This is a genomic window from Streptomyces noursei ATCC 11455 (genome assembly GCF_001704275.1).
GTDB lineage: Bacteria > Actinomycetota > Actinomycetes > Streptomycetales > Streptomycetaceae > Streptomyces > Streptomyces noursei.
Genome location: NZ_CP011533.1, coordinates 6,269,404 through 6,283,236 on the forward strand (window position 1 = coordinate 6,269,404; position 13,833 = coordinate 6,283,236).

Consider the following 13,833-nt stretch of genomic DNA (forward strand, 5'->3'; position numbering starts at 1 on the left):
TGCCGTGCATCAACCATGACATGTGGAGTGACAGATTTCAATATTTGTCAGTCGTGAGGGTGAAGGGTGGTGCCTGCGGTGGGGGCGTCCCGTACCCCGCCGCAGGTCAGCGCATGGTGCGGGGGAGACGGAGGCCGAGCAGGGTGGTGCCCACGACGATCGCCAGCTGGGTCAACAGGGCGGCGAGGAACGCGTCGCGGATGCCGGCGGAGGGGAGCAGGGCGAGGAAGAGCGTGCCGAGCGTCGCCACGCCCAGCGCCAGGCCCGACTGCTGGGTGGTGACCATCACGCCGCCACCGACCCCGGCCTGCGCCACCGGCAGCTCGCTCAGCACGATCCGCAGCAGCACCGGCAGCACCAGCCCCTGGCCGATGCCCAGCACCGTCATGCTCGGCGCGAGCGCGGCGACCGGGATGCCGGGCCAGTCCGCGTGGACGGTCAGCGCCAGGATCGCGAGTCCGACGCCCTGGATCAGCGAGCCGGCGATCACCACCTTGCGCCCGAAGCGCTGCACCAGCCGGGGCCCGGCCAGCGAGGCGAGGAAGAACGCGACGCAGAGCGGGGCCAGCGAGACGCCCGCGGCCAGCGGCCCGTAGCGCAGTCCGCTCTGCAGGGCCACCGCCACCACGAACATGAAGCCGCCGAAGCCCACCGAGAACGGGACGATCATGGTCAGGCCGCTGCGGACGGAGCGGATGTGGAACAGCGAGGGCGGGACCAGCGGCGTGCTGCCGGTGCGTTCCGCGCGGCGCTCCACGGCCACGAACGCCACGGCGGCGAACGGGAAGACGGCCAGCAGCAGCCAGGACCACAACGGCCAGCCGGCGGCGCGGCCCTCGGTCAGCGGCAGCAGCAGGCTGATCAGGGCGAGGGCGAGCAGCGCGGTGCCGGGAGCGTCCACCCGGCTGGGGTGCGGCGAGCGGGTCTCGGGCACGGTGCGGGCCGCGAGCAGCCAGGCCACGGCGGCGATCGGGACGTTCACCAGGAACACCGCGCGCCAGCCGCTGCCCGCCAGGTCCACAGAGACCAGCAGCCCGCCGAGCACCTGGCCGACGGCGCTGGAGACCCCGGCCGTACCGCCGTACAGGCTGACGGCCTTGGCGCGCCGCTTGCCGGAGGTCGTGGCCTGGATGGTGGCGAGCACCTGCGGCAGCAGCAGTGCGGCCGCCGCGCCCTGGGCGACCCGGGCGGCCACCAGCGACCAGGCGTCCGGGGCCAGTCCGCAGGCGAGCGAGGTCAGGCCGAAGGTGGCCAGCCCCCACAGGAACAGGCGGCGCCGGCCGACCATGTCGCCGAGCCGGCCGCCCAGGACCAGCAGTGTGGCATAGGCGACGCCGTAGCCGGCCACGACCATCTCCAACATCGCGGGGCCGGCGTGCAGATCGCGGTCGATGGTCGGTAGGGCGACGTTGACGATAAAGAAGTCGATCAAGGGGAGGGCCGCGCCCAACAGGACGGTCAGCAGGCCGAGCGGGGTCAGCAGCGGGGTGGTCGCCGGGCGGGGCCGGGCCGTCGCCGGGGTGGTGGACGGGGTGGCGGGGGCGGCGGATGCCAGGGGTGTTTCACTCACGGTACGAGAATCCCGTCCCGCTCAGCCGGGTACCAGAGTGTTCTTATCCTGGTATGAGCGCTACCTGGCAACCGGCTGCGGGCTGCGGCACGCTGGACGCATGACGGTGGATGCGCGCGAGGCGGCCGGGGCGACGGGGACGAGGGGCGAGGCGGGGACGGAACCGGCGGATCGCGCCGGGCGCCGGGCCCACGACTCGGTCCGGCGGGCGGAGTTGGCGGCCTTCCTGCGCAGCCGGCGCGAGCGGATCACCCCCGAGCAGGTCGGGCTGCCGCGCGGTACCCGCCGCCGCACCCCGGGGCTGCGCCGCGAGGAGGTCGCGCAGCTCGGCGCCGTCGGCGTCACCTGGTACACCTGGCTCGAACAGGGCCGGGACATCCACGTCTCGCCACAGGTGCTGGACGCCGTCGCCCGCGCCCTGATGTTGGACCACGCCGAGCGCAGCCACCTCTTCGCGTTGGCCGGGGCGGTCGATCCGCTGCCGGGCAAGGAGTGCGCCGGCGTCCCCCGGGCGCTGCGGGAGATCCTGGACCAGCTCGCGCCGTACCCGGCCGTCGTCCAGAACAGCCGGTTCGACATCCTCGCCTACAACAGCACCTACGGGCAGTTGCTGTGCGACCTGGACGCGTTGCCGGACGAGGACCGCAACTGCATGTGGCTGGCGTTCACCCACCCCGGATGGCGGGCGAGCTTGGTCGACCGGGAGGCCACGGTCCGCACGATGACCGCCAAGTTCCGCGCCGCGATGGCCGAGCACATCGCGGAGCCGGGCTGGAAGGCGCTGGTGGCCCGGCTGACCGAGGCGTCGCCGGAGTTCCGTGCGCTGTGGGCTCAGCACGAGGTCGAGCGGCAGACCGGCGCGGTCAAGGTCTTCCGGCACCCGGTCGTCGGCATCCTCCAGCTGACCAGCACCAACATGTGGCTGGGGCCGTCCCTCGGCTCGAAGGTGCTGACGTACACGCCGGTGGACGAGGCGTCCCGGGAGCGTCTGACGGAGCTGGAGAAGCTGGCCCACTCGCTGGTGCTGTAGAACCGCCCTGGGTCACGAGCCCGTGCTGGCCCGGCTGAGGTCGGGGGCCGTCTCGTCCTCGAAGAGGGCGGCGGTGCGCCGGGCGGTGGCGCGGGCTCGGCTGCCGGTGGTCAGGGCGCCGAGGAGGAGGATGGCCGAGCCGCAGCCGACGATGATCCACCAGGCGGGGTGGGCGGCGGCCAGGAACTCCGGGCGGGTGGCGCCGGCGTGGGCCCCGCCCGCCAGTACGGCGCCGATCACCGCGACGCCCAGCGACTGCCCGACCTGCCGGCTGGTGGAGGCCACCGCCGCCGCGACGCCCGCCTGGGTGCGCGGCATACCGGACACCGCGGTATTGGTGATCGGGGCGTTGACCAGGCCGAATCCGATGCCGAACAGGACGTACCCGGTGAAGAGCAGGGTGGGGGCCGTCTCGGTGTGGAAGGCCGCGAACAGGATGCCGCTGGCCGCCATGGCGCAGCCGGCCAGCAGCAGCGGGAGCCGGGGGCCGCGGCTGCCGACCAGCCGCCCGGACAGCGGCGCGAAGATCAGCGTCATCCCGGCCATCGGCAGCATGTAGAGACCGGCGTTCAGTGCGGACAGGCCGCGGATGTTCTGCAGGTAGAGGGTGTTGACGAACAGGAAGCCGCCGAGCGCGGCGAACGCGCAGACCGCTATCACGGTCGCCCCGGCGAACGGCGCGCTGTGGAAGAACCGCAGGTCGATCAGCGGTTCCCGGCGCCGCCGCTCGTAGGCGACCAGGGTGAGCAGGGAGACCAGTGACACTCCCGCGAACACCAGGATCTGCGCCGAGGTCCAGCCGGCGTCCGGGGCCTCGATGATCGCGAACGTCAGCGAGCCGAGCAGCACGGCCACCAGCAGCTGGCCCACCGGATCGACCCGGCGCGGCCGGGGGGCGCGGGACTCGGGCACGTAGCGGAAGGTGAGCAGGAGGGCCAGGGCGCCTATCGGGACGTTGATCCAGAAGATCGAGCGCCAGCCGACGCTCTGCACCAGCAGCCCGCCGATCACCGGCCCGGCGGCCATGCTGATGCCGACCACGCCGCCCCAGACCCCGATGGCGCGGGCCCGCTCCCGGGGGTCGGTGAAGGTGTTGGTGATGATCGACATGGCGACCGGGGTCAGCATCGAGCCGCCGACCGCCTGCACCATCCGGAAGGCCACCAGCCACCCCAGGTCGGGCGCCAGGCTGCACAGCAGCGAGCCGAGCGCGAAGACCACCAGCCCGGCCATGAAGACCCGTCGGCGGCCCAGGCGGTCCGCGGTCGAGCCGGCGAGCATCAGGAGCGAGGCCAGCACCAGGGTGTAGGCGTCGATCGTCCACTGCATCCCGGAGACCGAGGCGCCCAGCTCGTGCTGCATCGACGGCAGGGCGACGTTGAGGACGGTGTTGTCGAGACTGACGATCAGCAGGCTCATGCAGCAGATCGCCAGGACGAACAGACGCCGCCGGCGGCTGAGGTCGGTCATGGTTGAACGCTACAACGATCCTGGCGCGGCGGCCCATGGCGGGGGGACCGGTCAGGTGCGGGACAATGGGAGCCATGACTTCGCTGCAGATCGGCCCGCACACGGTGCAGCCCCCCGTGGTCCTGGCCCCCATGGCCGGGATCACCAACGCCCCGTTCCGGACGCTGTGCCGGGAGTTCAGCGGGGGCAAAGGGCTCTTCGTCAGCGAGATGATCACCACCCGGGCGCTGGTCGAACGCAACGAGAAGACCATGCAGCTGATCCACTTCGACGCCAGCGAGCGTCCGCGGTCGATCCAGCTGTACGGCGTCGACCCGGTCACCGTCGGCAAGGCCGTCCGCATGATCGTCGAAGAGGACCTGGCCGACCACATCGACCTCAACTTCGGCTGCCCGGTCCCCAAGGTCACGCGCAAGGGCGGCGGCTCCGCCCTCCCGTACAAGCGGCCCCTGCTGCGCGCCATCCTGCGGGAGGCGGTCACCGGCGCCGGCGCGCTGCCGGTGACGATGAAGATGCGCAAGGGCATCGACGACGACCACCTGACCTTTCTCGACGCCGGCCGGATCGCCGTCGAGGAGGGCGTCACCGCCATCGCCCTGCACGGCCGCACCACCGCCCAGCACTACGGCGGCACCGCCGACTGGGACGCCATCGCCCGCCTGAAGGAGCACGTCCCGGAGATCCCGGTGCTCGGCAACGGCGACATCTGGTCGGCGCAGGACGCGGTGCGGATGATGCGGCAGACCGGCTGCGACGGTGTCGTGGTCGGCCGCGGCTGCCTGGGCCGTCCCTGGCTCTTCGGCGACCTGGTGGCCGCCTTCGAGGGCACCGGCGCCCCCAAGGCCCCCGGTCTGCGGGAGGTCGCGGACGTCATGGTGCGGCACGCCACCCTGCTCGGCGAGTGGTTGGGCGACGAGGCCCGCGGGGTGATCGACTTCCGCAAGCACGTCGCCTGGTACCTCAAGGGCTTCGCGGTCGGCTCCGAGATGCGCAAGCGGCTGGCGATCAGCTCGTCGCTGGCCGAGTTGGCGGCGGGGCTGCACGAGCTCGACCTGGACCAGCCCTGGCCGGCCGGCGCCGACGGCCCGCGCGGCCGGACGTCCGGCAACAACCGCGTGGTGCTCCCCGACGGCTGGCTGCGCGACCCCTACGACTGCGCCGGCGTCGGCGAGGACGCCGAGCTGGACACCTCCGGCGGCTGACCGGGGCCGGCCGTCCGCTGAGCGGAGGGTCGGGCCTCTGTGTGCGCCCGGTCCGCCGCCCCGGCGAGCAGGCCGGCCGCCCCGACCTCCCGGTAGCGGGCCAGCAGTTCACCGAGCACCCGCGCCGCGTCCGGGTCCGCCGGCGTGTAGATCCACAGCTTGGCGTCCGGCGCCTCGGCGCGGGTGAAGCCGGTCGCGACGATCGCCACCCGGCGGCCGTCGGCGGTCCGGAACGTCTTGCGGTGCGCGGCCGGCGCGGCGACGTCATGGCGCGCCCACATCTCCGCGAACCGCGGGGAGGCCGTACGGAGCCGGTGGACATACGCCTGCCACCACGGGTCCTGGAGCCGGCGGCCGAACTCGTTCCGCAGGTGCCCCAGCATGGTGGACACCTCGCGCTCCCAGTCCACCAGCGGCTGGGATTCCTCGTCCGCGGTGAACAGCCGCCACAGCACGTTCCGTTCCGACGGCGGCAGCAGCGCTATCCGCGGATCGAGCGCGGCATAGGCGTCGTTGAAGGCGAGGACGTCGTACCGGGCGTCGACCAGACCCGCCGGCAGCGGGTTCAGCGCGTCGAGGATCGTCTGGAGCGTCCCCTCGCCGGGCGGCGGGTCGACGGGTGCGGGCGCGGCGGAGGCGGCACCGGGGACGGCCGCGAGCCGGTGCAGATGCGCGCGCTCCGCCGGGTCGAGCAGCAGCGCCCGGGCGATCGCGTCCAGCACCTGCACGCTGGGGTTGATCGAGCGGCCCTGCTCCAGCCACGTGTACCAGGCCACCCCGACGCCCGCGCGCTCGGCGACCTCCTCGCGGCGCAGCCCCGGGGTGCGGCGGCGCGGGCCGACGGGCAGCCCCACGTCCTGGGGGGCGAGGCGTTCCCGGCGGAGCCGGAGGAACGCGGCGAGTTCACCGCGCCGGTCGGCGGCGGTGACGGCGGTGACGGCGGAGCGGGCGGTGGGCGGCGCGGACATCGCACCATCATCGAGGACGCCCGTGGACGCGTGCCAGATACCACCGGTACCAGGATCACCGCGTCCTGGTACCGGCATCCACCGCCGCTGATGATCGCCGTCATGAACGGAACAACACACGCCCCCGGCAAGCGAATTGCCGACGCCCCGCGGGATGCGCCGACGGCGCCGCACCGCGGGGCCGGAATTCTCGTCGTCGTTCTCGGCGCGGTCTTCATGGCGCTGCTGGACGCCACCGTCGTCAATGTCGCGACCCCGGCCATCCACCGCGAGCTGCGCACCACCGGCTCCGCACTCCAACTGATCGTCTCCGGCTACACCATGGCGTACGCGACGCTGCTGATCACCGGCGCCCGGCTCGGCGCCCGGCACGGCTTCCGGACCGTCTTCCTGCTGGGCCTGGCCGTCTTCACCCTCGCCTCGGCCGCGTGCGGGCTGGCGCCGGGGGCGGCGGCGCTGATCGGTGCCCGGGTGGTGCAGGGGCTCGGCGCCGGGCTGATGGTGCCGCAGATATACAGCCTGATCCAGCTCACCTTCGAAGGGCGGGCCAGGGCCCGGGCGTTGAGCCTGTATGCGACGGCGATCGCGGCGGCCGTGGTGGTCGGGCAGGTCGCCGGCGGGCTCCTGGTCAGCGCGGACCTGTTCGGCACCGGCTGGCGCCCGGTCTTCCTGATCAACGTGCCGGTCGGGGCGGCGCTGCTGGCCGCCGCGGCGCGACTGCTGCCGCGCGAGGCGGCCCGGACGGCCACGGGGCTGGACCTGCCGGGGCTGGTGACGCTGACCGGCACGCTGCTGTTGCTGGTGGTGCCGCTGGTGCTGGGGCGCGAGCAGCACTGGCCGCGGTGGGCCGGGGTGTGCCTGGCCGCGGTGGTCCCGGCGGCCGGGCTGTTCGTCCTGGTCGAGCGGGCGGTGGCCCGGCGCGGGGGCACACCGCTGGTGCCCGGCCGGGTGCTGCGCTCGCCGGACCTGGTCCACGGCGCGGCGGCCCTGTTCTTCTGCATGGCCGGCTACGCGGGCTTCCTGTTCTCCCTCTCCCAGCACCTCCAGACGGGGCTGGGGGAGTCCGCGGTGCGCGCCGGGCTGACCTTCGCCCCGTTGGCGGTGGGCGTGGCGGCGGGCGGCCTGACCTGGCAGCGGCTGCCCGCCCGGTGGCACCTGCCGATGATCGCCGCGGCCTGCGCCCTGGCCGCGGTCGGCTATCTCGGCCTCGGCGCGGCCCTGCGCGGCGGCGGTACCGGCGGCCCGGTCGTGCTGTTGCTCCAACTGCTCTGGGGGCTGGGCATGGGCTTCACCACCAGCCCGCTGCTGACCCTGGCGCTGTCCGGGATCGCCCCGGCCGACGCCGCCGACGCCAGCGGGGTGCTGACCACCGTCCCGCAGCTGGCCCAGGTGATCGGCGTCGCCGGCTACGGCAGCGTCTTCCTGACCGGGGCGGCGGGCCCCGGTGGCCGGGCGGCGGCCTCGGCGGGCGCCCTGTATGCGATCGCGCTCCCGGTGGCGGTCGGCAGCCTGCTCGCCGGGCTGGCGGTGCTGCCGCTGCTGCGGCGCCGGCGCCTTCCGGGCGGGGGCCGCTGAGCGGCGGCATGCGCACGGGGGAGAGGAAGCCGGCTGTGCCCACGACGGGCCGTCAGTCCCGTGCCACGGGCGGGAAGTGACGGCCGTGCGCGCCGCGGTCGTCGGGCACGACCACATGTCCGGCGTCGGCCACGTCGGTGAGCGGCCGGTCGAGCGGGGCTGTCGGCACGGCGAGCCGCCGGTCGGCCGGCCGCGCGGTATACGACCGCGGACGTCGAGGTGGCGTTCCCGCCGGCGGCGAACTATGGCCTGAACTGACGCCCGGTGCGCCGTGGTCGGTGGCCCGCCGCACCGCCCGGATCGAGGCGGGACCGAGGCGGAACCGGCGCTGCCGCGCACCGCCCACGCCGCCGGTGTCCCGGTGCCGGGTGTCCGCTTCGGCGGGCGGGCGCCGGCCGAAGCGTCGGGCGGGACGGGGAGCCGGCACCGCTTCGAGCTGGGCCGGAGCCGGATGGCCGGCGACGCGCCCGAACTGGTGCGGCCCGGGCCGTGATTCCCGCTCCAGGGGAGCCGCCGGCGGCTGCGCCGGTGCCCGGGAGCCGGCCTGTAGCGAGGTCGGCTCGCGGGTTCCCCCGCTCCCGACTCCGCTCCAGCGGGAGGTACCCCCACGTCCGTGGCCGGTCGTCGGGCGTGCGGTTCCACCCGGGACCGACGTCGGAGGTGCTGCGGGCCTGGTTCGAGGGGGTCGGTCCCGTGTTGCCGGTCCGGGCCGGCGCCGACCCGGAGCGGCGGGTGGCCGAATAGCGCGCCGCGCTGCCCGCCGTGCGCGAACGGGCCCGCGTTCCGGTCGACGCGTTCCTTGATCACATCGCCGCGACGGGTCCAAATGATGGGATCGCCTCACACATGAGCGCGTGATTCTCGCCACCCCTGATAGGGGTTGCGCTCAGATGAGCACCAGCGGGCGGGCTCCACCTCTCGCAAATGTGGCACCCGGTGCCACCCTCCATCCGTTCAATCCATCAAGTGAAACGTAGCGGTTGGTAGCAATCTTTGCCCGTTCGACTGCGGTGCGCAGTGATGCGTTCAGGTAGTAAACGATGGTCGAAATGCTTGATCACTTTCGATCTGCTGGCTGACGCCCGGTTACGCACACATGTCGACCAAGTGGACGTACCCATACGCCTTCGATCTGGGTATGTTCCTCGCCGTCAGGGCAGCCCGTCGGCGAGGAGTCAGACCCGTGCCGGAAACACAAGATCCCCACGTAAGCCAGTCTTCTTCCGTGAAGTTCGTCTACGACTTCACCGAGGGCAACAAGGACCTCAAGGACCTCCTCGGCGGCAAGGGCGCCAACCTTGCGGAGATGACCAACCTGGGGCTTCCCGTCCCGCCCGGCTTCACGATCACCACCGAAGCCTGCAAGGTCTACCTGGAGAGCGGCAGCGAGCCCGCGGCACTGCGTGCCGAGGTCTCCGAGCACCTCGACGCCCTTGAGCGGCGTATGAGCAAGAAGCTCGGTCAGGCCGACGACCCCCTGCTGGTATCGGTGCGTTCCGGGGCGAAGTTCTCCATGCCCGGCATGATGGACACCGTCCTCAACATCGGCCTCTCCGATGCGTCGGTTTCCGGCCTCGCCACGCAGGCCGGCGACGAGCGTTTCGCGTGGGACTCCTACCGCCGCCTCATCCAGATGTTCGGCAAGACCGTGCTGGGCGTCGACGGCGAGCTCTTCGAGGAGGCCCTGGAGAACGCCAAGCACACCAAGGGCGTCACCGTCGACGTGGACCTGGACGCCGCCGACCTGCGCGCGCTGGTCGACAACTTCAAGCAGATCGTCACCAAGGAGACCGGCCGGGACTTCCCGCAGGACCCCCGCGAGCAGATGGACCTCGCCGTCCGCGCGGTCTTCGACTCCTGGAACACCGACCGCGCCAAGCTCTACCGCCGCCAGGAGCGCATCCCCGGCGACCTCGGCACCGCGGTCAACGTCTGCTCCATGGTCTTCGGCAACCTCGGCCCCGACTCCGGCACCGGCGTCGCCTTCACCCGCGACCCGGCCAGCGGCCACCAGGGCGTCTACGGCGACTACCTGCAGAACGCGCAGGGCGAGGACGTCGTCGCCGGCATCCGCAACACGGTCCCGCTCGCGGAACTGGAGTCGATCGACAAGGCGTCGTACGACGAGCTGATGCAGATCATGGAGACGCTCGAAACGCACTACAAGGACCTGTGCGACATCGAGTTCACCATCGAGCGCGGCAAGCTGTGGATGCTGCAGACCCGGGTCGGCAAGCGCACCGCCGGTGCCGCCTTCCGGATCGCCACCCAGCTCGTCGACCAGGGCCTGATCGACGAGGCCGAGGCCCTCCAGCGGGTCACCGGCGGGCAGCTGGCGCAGCTGATGTTCCCCCGCTTCGACCTGGACGCCAAGTCCGAGCTGATCGGCCGCGGCATCGCCGCCTCCCCGGGCGCGGCGGTCGGCAAGGCCGTCTTCGACTCCTACACGGCCGTCAAGTGGTCCCGCTCCGGCGAGAAGGTCATCCTGATCCGCCGCGAGACCAACCCCGACGACCTCAACGGCATGATCGCCGCCGAGGGCATCCTCACCTCCCGCGGCGGCAAGACCTCGCACGCCGCCGTCGTCGCCCGCGGCATGGGCAAGACCTGTGTCTGCGGCGCCGAGGAGCTGGAGGTCGACACCAAGACCCGCAGGCTGACCACCAAGGACGGCACCGTCATCGAGGAAGGTGACGTCGTCTCCATCGACGGCTCCACCGGCAAGGTCTACGCCGGTGAGGTCCCGGTCGTGCCGTCCCCGGTCGTCGAGTACTTCGAGGGCCGGATGCACGCCGGCGCCGAGGACGCCGACGAGCTGGTCAAGGCCGTCCACCGGATCATGGCGTACGCGGACCGGGTCCGCCGCCTGCGCGTCCGGGCCAACGCCGACAACGCCGAGGACGCCGCCCGCGCCCGCCGGTTCGGCGCCCAGGGCATCGGCCTGTGCCGCACCGAGCACATGTTCCTCGGTGAGCGCCGGGAGATGGTCGAGCGGCTGATCCTGGCCGACACCGACGCCGACAAGGAAGCCGCCCTCGCCGAACTGCTGCCGCTCCAGAAGGCCGACTTCACCGAGCTGTTCGAGGCGATGGACGGCCTGCCGGTGACGGTCCGCCTGCTCGACCCGCCGCTGCACGAGTTCCTGCCCGACATCACCGACCTCTCGGTCCGGGTCGCGCTCGCCGAGGCCCGCCAGGAGCCGCACGAGAACGACCTCCGGCTCCTCCAGGCCGTGCACAAGCTGCACGAGCAGAACCCGATGCTGGGTCTGCGCGGCGTCCGCCTCGGCCTGGTCATCCCCGGCCTGTTCGCCATGCAGGTACGGGCCATCGCCGAGGCCGCCGCCGAGCGCAAGAACGCCAAGGGCGACCCGCGGGCCGAGATCATGATCCCGCTGGTCGGCACCGTCCAGGAGCTGGAGATCGTCCGCGAGGAGGCCGAGCAGGTCATCGCCGAGGTCGAGCAGGCCCGCGGGGTCAACCTCAAGCTCACCCTCGGCACCATGATCGAGCTGCCCCGCGCCGCCCTCACGGCCGGTCAGATCGCCGAGTCCGCGGACTTCTTCTCCTTCGGCACCAACGACCTGACCCAGACCGTCTGGGGCTTCTCCCGGGACGACGTGGAGGCCAGCTTCTTCACCGCCTACCTGGAGAAGGGCATCTTCGGCGTCAGCCCCTTCGAGACCATCGACAAGGACGGCGTCGGCTCCCTGGTCCGCAGCGCCGCGGCGGCCGGTCGGGCCACCCGCCCCGACCTCAAGCTCGGTGTCTGCGGCGAGCACGGCGGCGACCCGGACTCGGTCCACTTCTTCCACGAGGTCGGCCTGGACTACGTCTCCTGCTCCCCGTTCCGCATCCCGGTCGCACGGCTGGAAGCGGGCCGGGCGGCGGCCGAATCCCAGGGCAGCGACAGCCGCTGACCCCCCCCGGGGCCCACGCCCCACGATCTCCCGGAACCGGCGGCGGGCGCCCTTCGACCCTCAAAGCCCGCCACCACTCCGGCACCCCAACGAGGGCGGCACCTGTGCGGAGGTGCCGCCCTCGGTTTTGTGGGGTGCGGGAACCCCGTCGCGATGAGCGGCGGGCCGGTGCGTGTCCGTTGCGCGTGCTGTGAGGTGTGGTGCCGACCTACATCGGCGGGTGGGGCACGTCGAGAACCATGACGTCGTGGAGATCGGCACCAGCCCACGGGCGAGCATCACCGACCTTGCGGTAGCCCCACGATCGGTAGGCCGCCCGCGCTGCCTCACTCGCTGGATGGACGTTGAGCACCACGCGCTCGGCCTCGATCCCTTCAAGGAGCGATTCGTGCAGCTGGCGCGCGATGCCGCACCGGCGCCACGGCAGGCGTACGGCCAGCTCCATCAGGCCGAAGGTGCGGTGGCCGTCCTCGCGGCGCATCTCGTCGGACACGGGCTCGGTGAGCGAGTCCCACCAGCCCGTCTTCGGCCCGAGGGGGCAGCCGTAGGCCATGCCCACGGGCGTGCCGTCGGGTGTGCGGGCCAGGGCAGCCCGGAAGGCGCGTTTCCGTGTCTGGGAGCGGAAACGCCGGAAGGTGGCCGCGACGTCGTCCTCGGTCTCGCAGTAGGGCGGCTCGGCGAATACCTCGGCGTAGACGAGCGTGAAGTCACCTTCGGCCTTCTCAGCGGTCGGGCCGTCCAGGCGTACGACGGTGAGGGCTTCGGGGTGGGTCACGTGGTGCTCCTCAGACGGTCTCGCGGATGCGGTCGCCACACTCGCGGGCGACCGCCGTGTCGATTCCGGCGACGGCGTGCTGGAACTTCCGGATCTTGCCCAGCAAACGCGGCGACGAGATGCCTCCGCTCGCCTCAAGCGCGGTGGTTATCTCGGCGCATGCCTCCTCGGCTTCCCCCGCTTCAAGAAGTACACCGGCGAGTTTCACGCGGTACGAGGCGCTGTTGCGGAGCAGGTCGCCACCGATACCGCTTACGGCGGCACGCAGAAAGGGCACCGCGCGTTTGGGTTGTTCAGCCCGCACGTACATGTCCGCTGTGGCGTAGTCCACCTCGAATGGTCCGACGAACTGGGCCCAGTCGGGTACCTCGGTGTCCGCATCGACTTGGCCCTGGTGGCTGACGGCACGGCTCAAGGCGCGACGCGCTCCCGACAGGTCTCCCACATGGGTGGCTACGTTGGCGGCACGCAGTGCGATCACGAGATGCACGGTGTGCTCGGCGCCGGCGCGTTGGGCGAGGCGGTAGGCGTTCTCGACCGCGCTCGCGGCTTCCCATGCCCGTTCGGCCTTGAGGGCGAGCAGCACGAGCGTTTCCAGGACGGAGACTTGAAGGAGGGGGTTGTCGATGAGCTGGGCCGTTGCCAGCGCTTCCATGCACGCTGTGCGCCCCTCGGCGATGTGCCCACCGTCGTAGCCGTACCAAGCTCGGTGCCCGTGCAGCTCGGCCAGCATCGTTTGTAGCTCGCGACCGACGCGGCTGGTGTACGAAGCTGCGCTGAGCGCTCCCGTGAGCTCGTTCTCGATCCGGCGCGCTTTGGTCATGGCCGGCACGCTGCCCTGGCTGTGGTCCGTCTGATACAGACCGTCGAGTCGCTCGCGCAGCCGGCCGAGGTCACCGACGCCGATCCGAGGTCCTGACCGAGCAGATACCAGAGCCGTTGCGGCAAGCACACCGGCGTCGGCGACGAACGTCCTCCGATTCACCCCTTCAGGATCGCCGATCGGCGCGGACACCGACATGCGATGGTCTGGAACATCGAACCCCATCTCATAGAGAGGGACCCCGAACGTTGCTTCCAGGACGGCCTGTTGACTGGGATGGGGCAGAGGTGGAGGGGACTCGCATTCCCAGCGGCGCAGCTGCCGAACGCTCAACGATGCATCAGTGCCGAGACGTAGGGCCTCGCATCTGAACGCTTTGACGAACGCCTGCTGCGTGTACCCCGCGGACTGCCGTAACTGCGCCAGCCTGTTGCCACCGATACCCACCATGCGCTTCCCCTTGCGGCTGCGGTTGGTCCTCCCACCGTAACGAGCGGGCCG

Annotated in this window: 10 protein-coding genes; 5 read left to right on the forward strand and 5 right to left on the reverse strand. The window is 72.0% G+C overall.

The genetic code is table 11. The features are described 5' to 3' along the window. Positions 1 to 106: 106 nt before the first annotated feature. Positions 107 to 1,570: an MFS transporter gene (locus tag SNOUR_RS26580; protein ID WP_099055725.1), complete on the reverse strand. Its 1,464-nt coding sequence runs from the start codon at positions 1,568 to 1,570 to the stop codon at positions 107 to 109. Between the two features lie 100 nt (positions 1,571 to 1,670). Between SNOUR_RS26580 and SNOUR_RS26585 the strand changes: the two genes are divergently transcribed. Further along, on the forward strand, positions 1,671 to 2,600 hold the full coding sequence (locus tag SNOUR_RS26585; RefSeq protein ID WP_079142894.1) for a helix-turn-helix transcriptional regulator: 930 nt from the start codon (positions 1,671 to 1,673) through the stop codon (positions 2,598 to 2,600). Positions 2,601 to 2,612: 12 nt separating this feature from the next. On the opposite strand, the gene SNOUR_RS26590 is transcribed toward SNOUR_RS26585, so the two are convergent. Further along, the gene (locus tag SNOUR_RS26590; protein WP_067351782.1) at positions 2,613 to 4,070 is read right to left on the reverse strand and encodes an MFS transporter; all 1,458 of its coding nucleotides are present in this window, start codon (positions 4,068 to 4,070) and stop codon (positions 2,613 to 2,615) included. A 65-nt stretch (positions 4,071 to 4,135) separates the two neighbouring features. On the opposite strand from SNOUR_RS26590, the gene dusB reads away from it, so the two are divergent. Continuing rightward, complete coding sequence (gene dusB, locus SNOUR_RS26595; protein ID WP_067351786.1) at positions 4,136 to 5,272, forward strand: tRNA dihydrouridine synthase DusB; 1,137 nt, start codon at positions 4,136 to 4,138, stop codon at positions 5,270 to 5,272. Here the strand turns inward: dusB and SNOUR_RS26600 are convergent. Further along, the gene (locus SNOUR_RS26600) at positions 5,218 to 6,240 is read right to left on the reverse strand and encodes a helix-turn-helix transcriptional regulator (RefSeq protein ID WP_312633797.1); all 1,023 of its coding nucleotides are present in this window, start codon (positions 6,238 to 6,240) and stop codon (positions 5,218 to 5,220) included. The two genes, dusB and SNOUR_RS26600, sit on opposite strands and share 55 nt — an antisense overlap. Before the next feature lie 102 nt (positions 6,241 to 6,342). Between SNOUR_RS26600 and SNOUR_RS26605 the strand changes: the two genes are divergently transcribed. From SNOUR_RS26605 to ppdK, 3 genes are all read left to right on the forward strand, one after another. Next, a complete protein-coding gene (locus SNOUR_RS26605; RefSeq protein WP_376738594.1) occupies positions 6,343 to 7,815 on the forward strand; it encodes an MFS transporter in 1,473 nt (490 codons plus the stop codon). 271 nt (positions 7,816 to 8,086) lie between these two features. Further along, on the forward strand, positions 8,087 to 8,308 hold the full coding sequence (locus SNOUR_RS46385) for a hypothetical protein (protein WP_067351789.1): 222 nt from the start codon (positions 8,087 to 8,089) through the stop codon (positions 8,306 to 8,308). A gap of 690 nt (positions 8,309 to 8,998) precedes the next feature. Then, complete coding sequence (ppdK, locus tag SNOUR_RS26615; RefSeq protein ID WP_079142895.1) at positions 8,999 to 11,734, forward strand: pyruvate, phosphate dikinase; 2,736 nt, start codon at positions 8,999 to 9,001, stop codon at positions 11,732 to 11,734. 208 nt (positions 11,735 to 11,942) lie between these two features. On the opposite strand, the gene SNOUR_RS26620 is transcribed toward ppdK, so the two are convergent. Both SNOUR_RS26620 and SNOUR_RS26625 read right to left on the reverse strand, forming a co-directional pair. Then, positions 11,943 to 12,509 carry a GNAT family N-acetyltransferase gene (locus SNOUR_RS26620; RefSeq protein ID WP_067351794.1) on the reverse strand — a complete coding sequence of 189 codons (567 nt, stop codon included), beginning with the start codon at positions 12,507 to 12,509 and terminating at the stop codon, positions 11,943 to 11,945. A 10-nt stretch (positions 12,510 to 12,519) separates the two neighbouring features. Next, positions 12,520 to 13,782 (reverse strand): NsdA family TPR-like regulatory protein, encoded by a 1,263-nt coding sequence (locus SNOUR_RS26625; protein ID WP_067351797.1) that lies wholly within the window; start codon positions 13,780 to 13,782, stop codon positions 12,520 to 12,522. Positions 13,783 to 13,833: the final 51 nt, after the last annotated feature.

What these genes read in the sequence shown, in the direction of transcription:
- SNOUR_RS26585 (WP_079142894.1), top strand. Translation starts at nt 1,671, where the DNA reads ATGACGGTGGATGCGCGCGAGGCGGCCGGGGCGACGGGGACGAGGGGC.
- dusB (WP_067351786.1), top strand. Translation starts at nt 4,136, where the DNA reads ATGGGAGCCATGACTTCGCTGCAGATCGGCCCGCACACGGTGCAGCCC.
- SNOUR_RS26605 (WP_376738594.1), top strand. Translation starts at nt 6,343, where the DNA reads ATGAACGGAACAACACACGCCCCCGGCAAGCGAATTGCCGACGCCCCG.
- SNOUR_RS26600 (WP_312633797.1), bottom strand. Translation starts at nt 6,240, where the DNA reads ATGTCCGCGCCGCCCACCGCCCGCTCCGCCGTCACCGCCGTCACCGCC.
- SNOUR_RS26625 (WP_067351797.1), bottom strand. Translation starts at nt 13,782, where the DNA reads ATGGTGGGTATCGGTGGCAACAGGCTGGCGCAGTTACGGCAGTCCGCG.
- SNOUR_RS26590 (WP_067351782.1), bottom strand. Translation starts at nt 4,070, where the DNA reads ATGACCGACCTCAGCCGCCGGCGGCGTCTGTTCGTCCTGGCGATCTGC.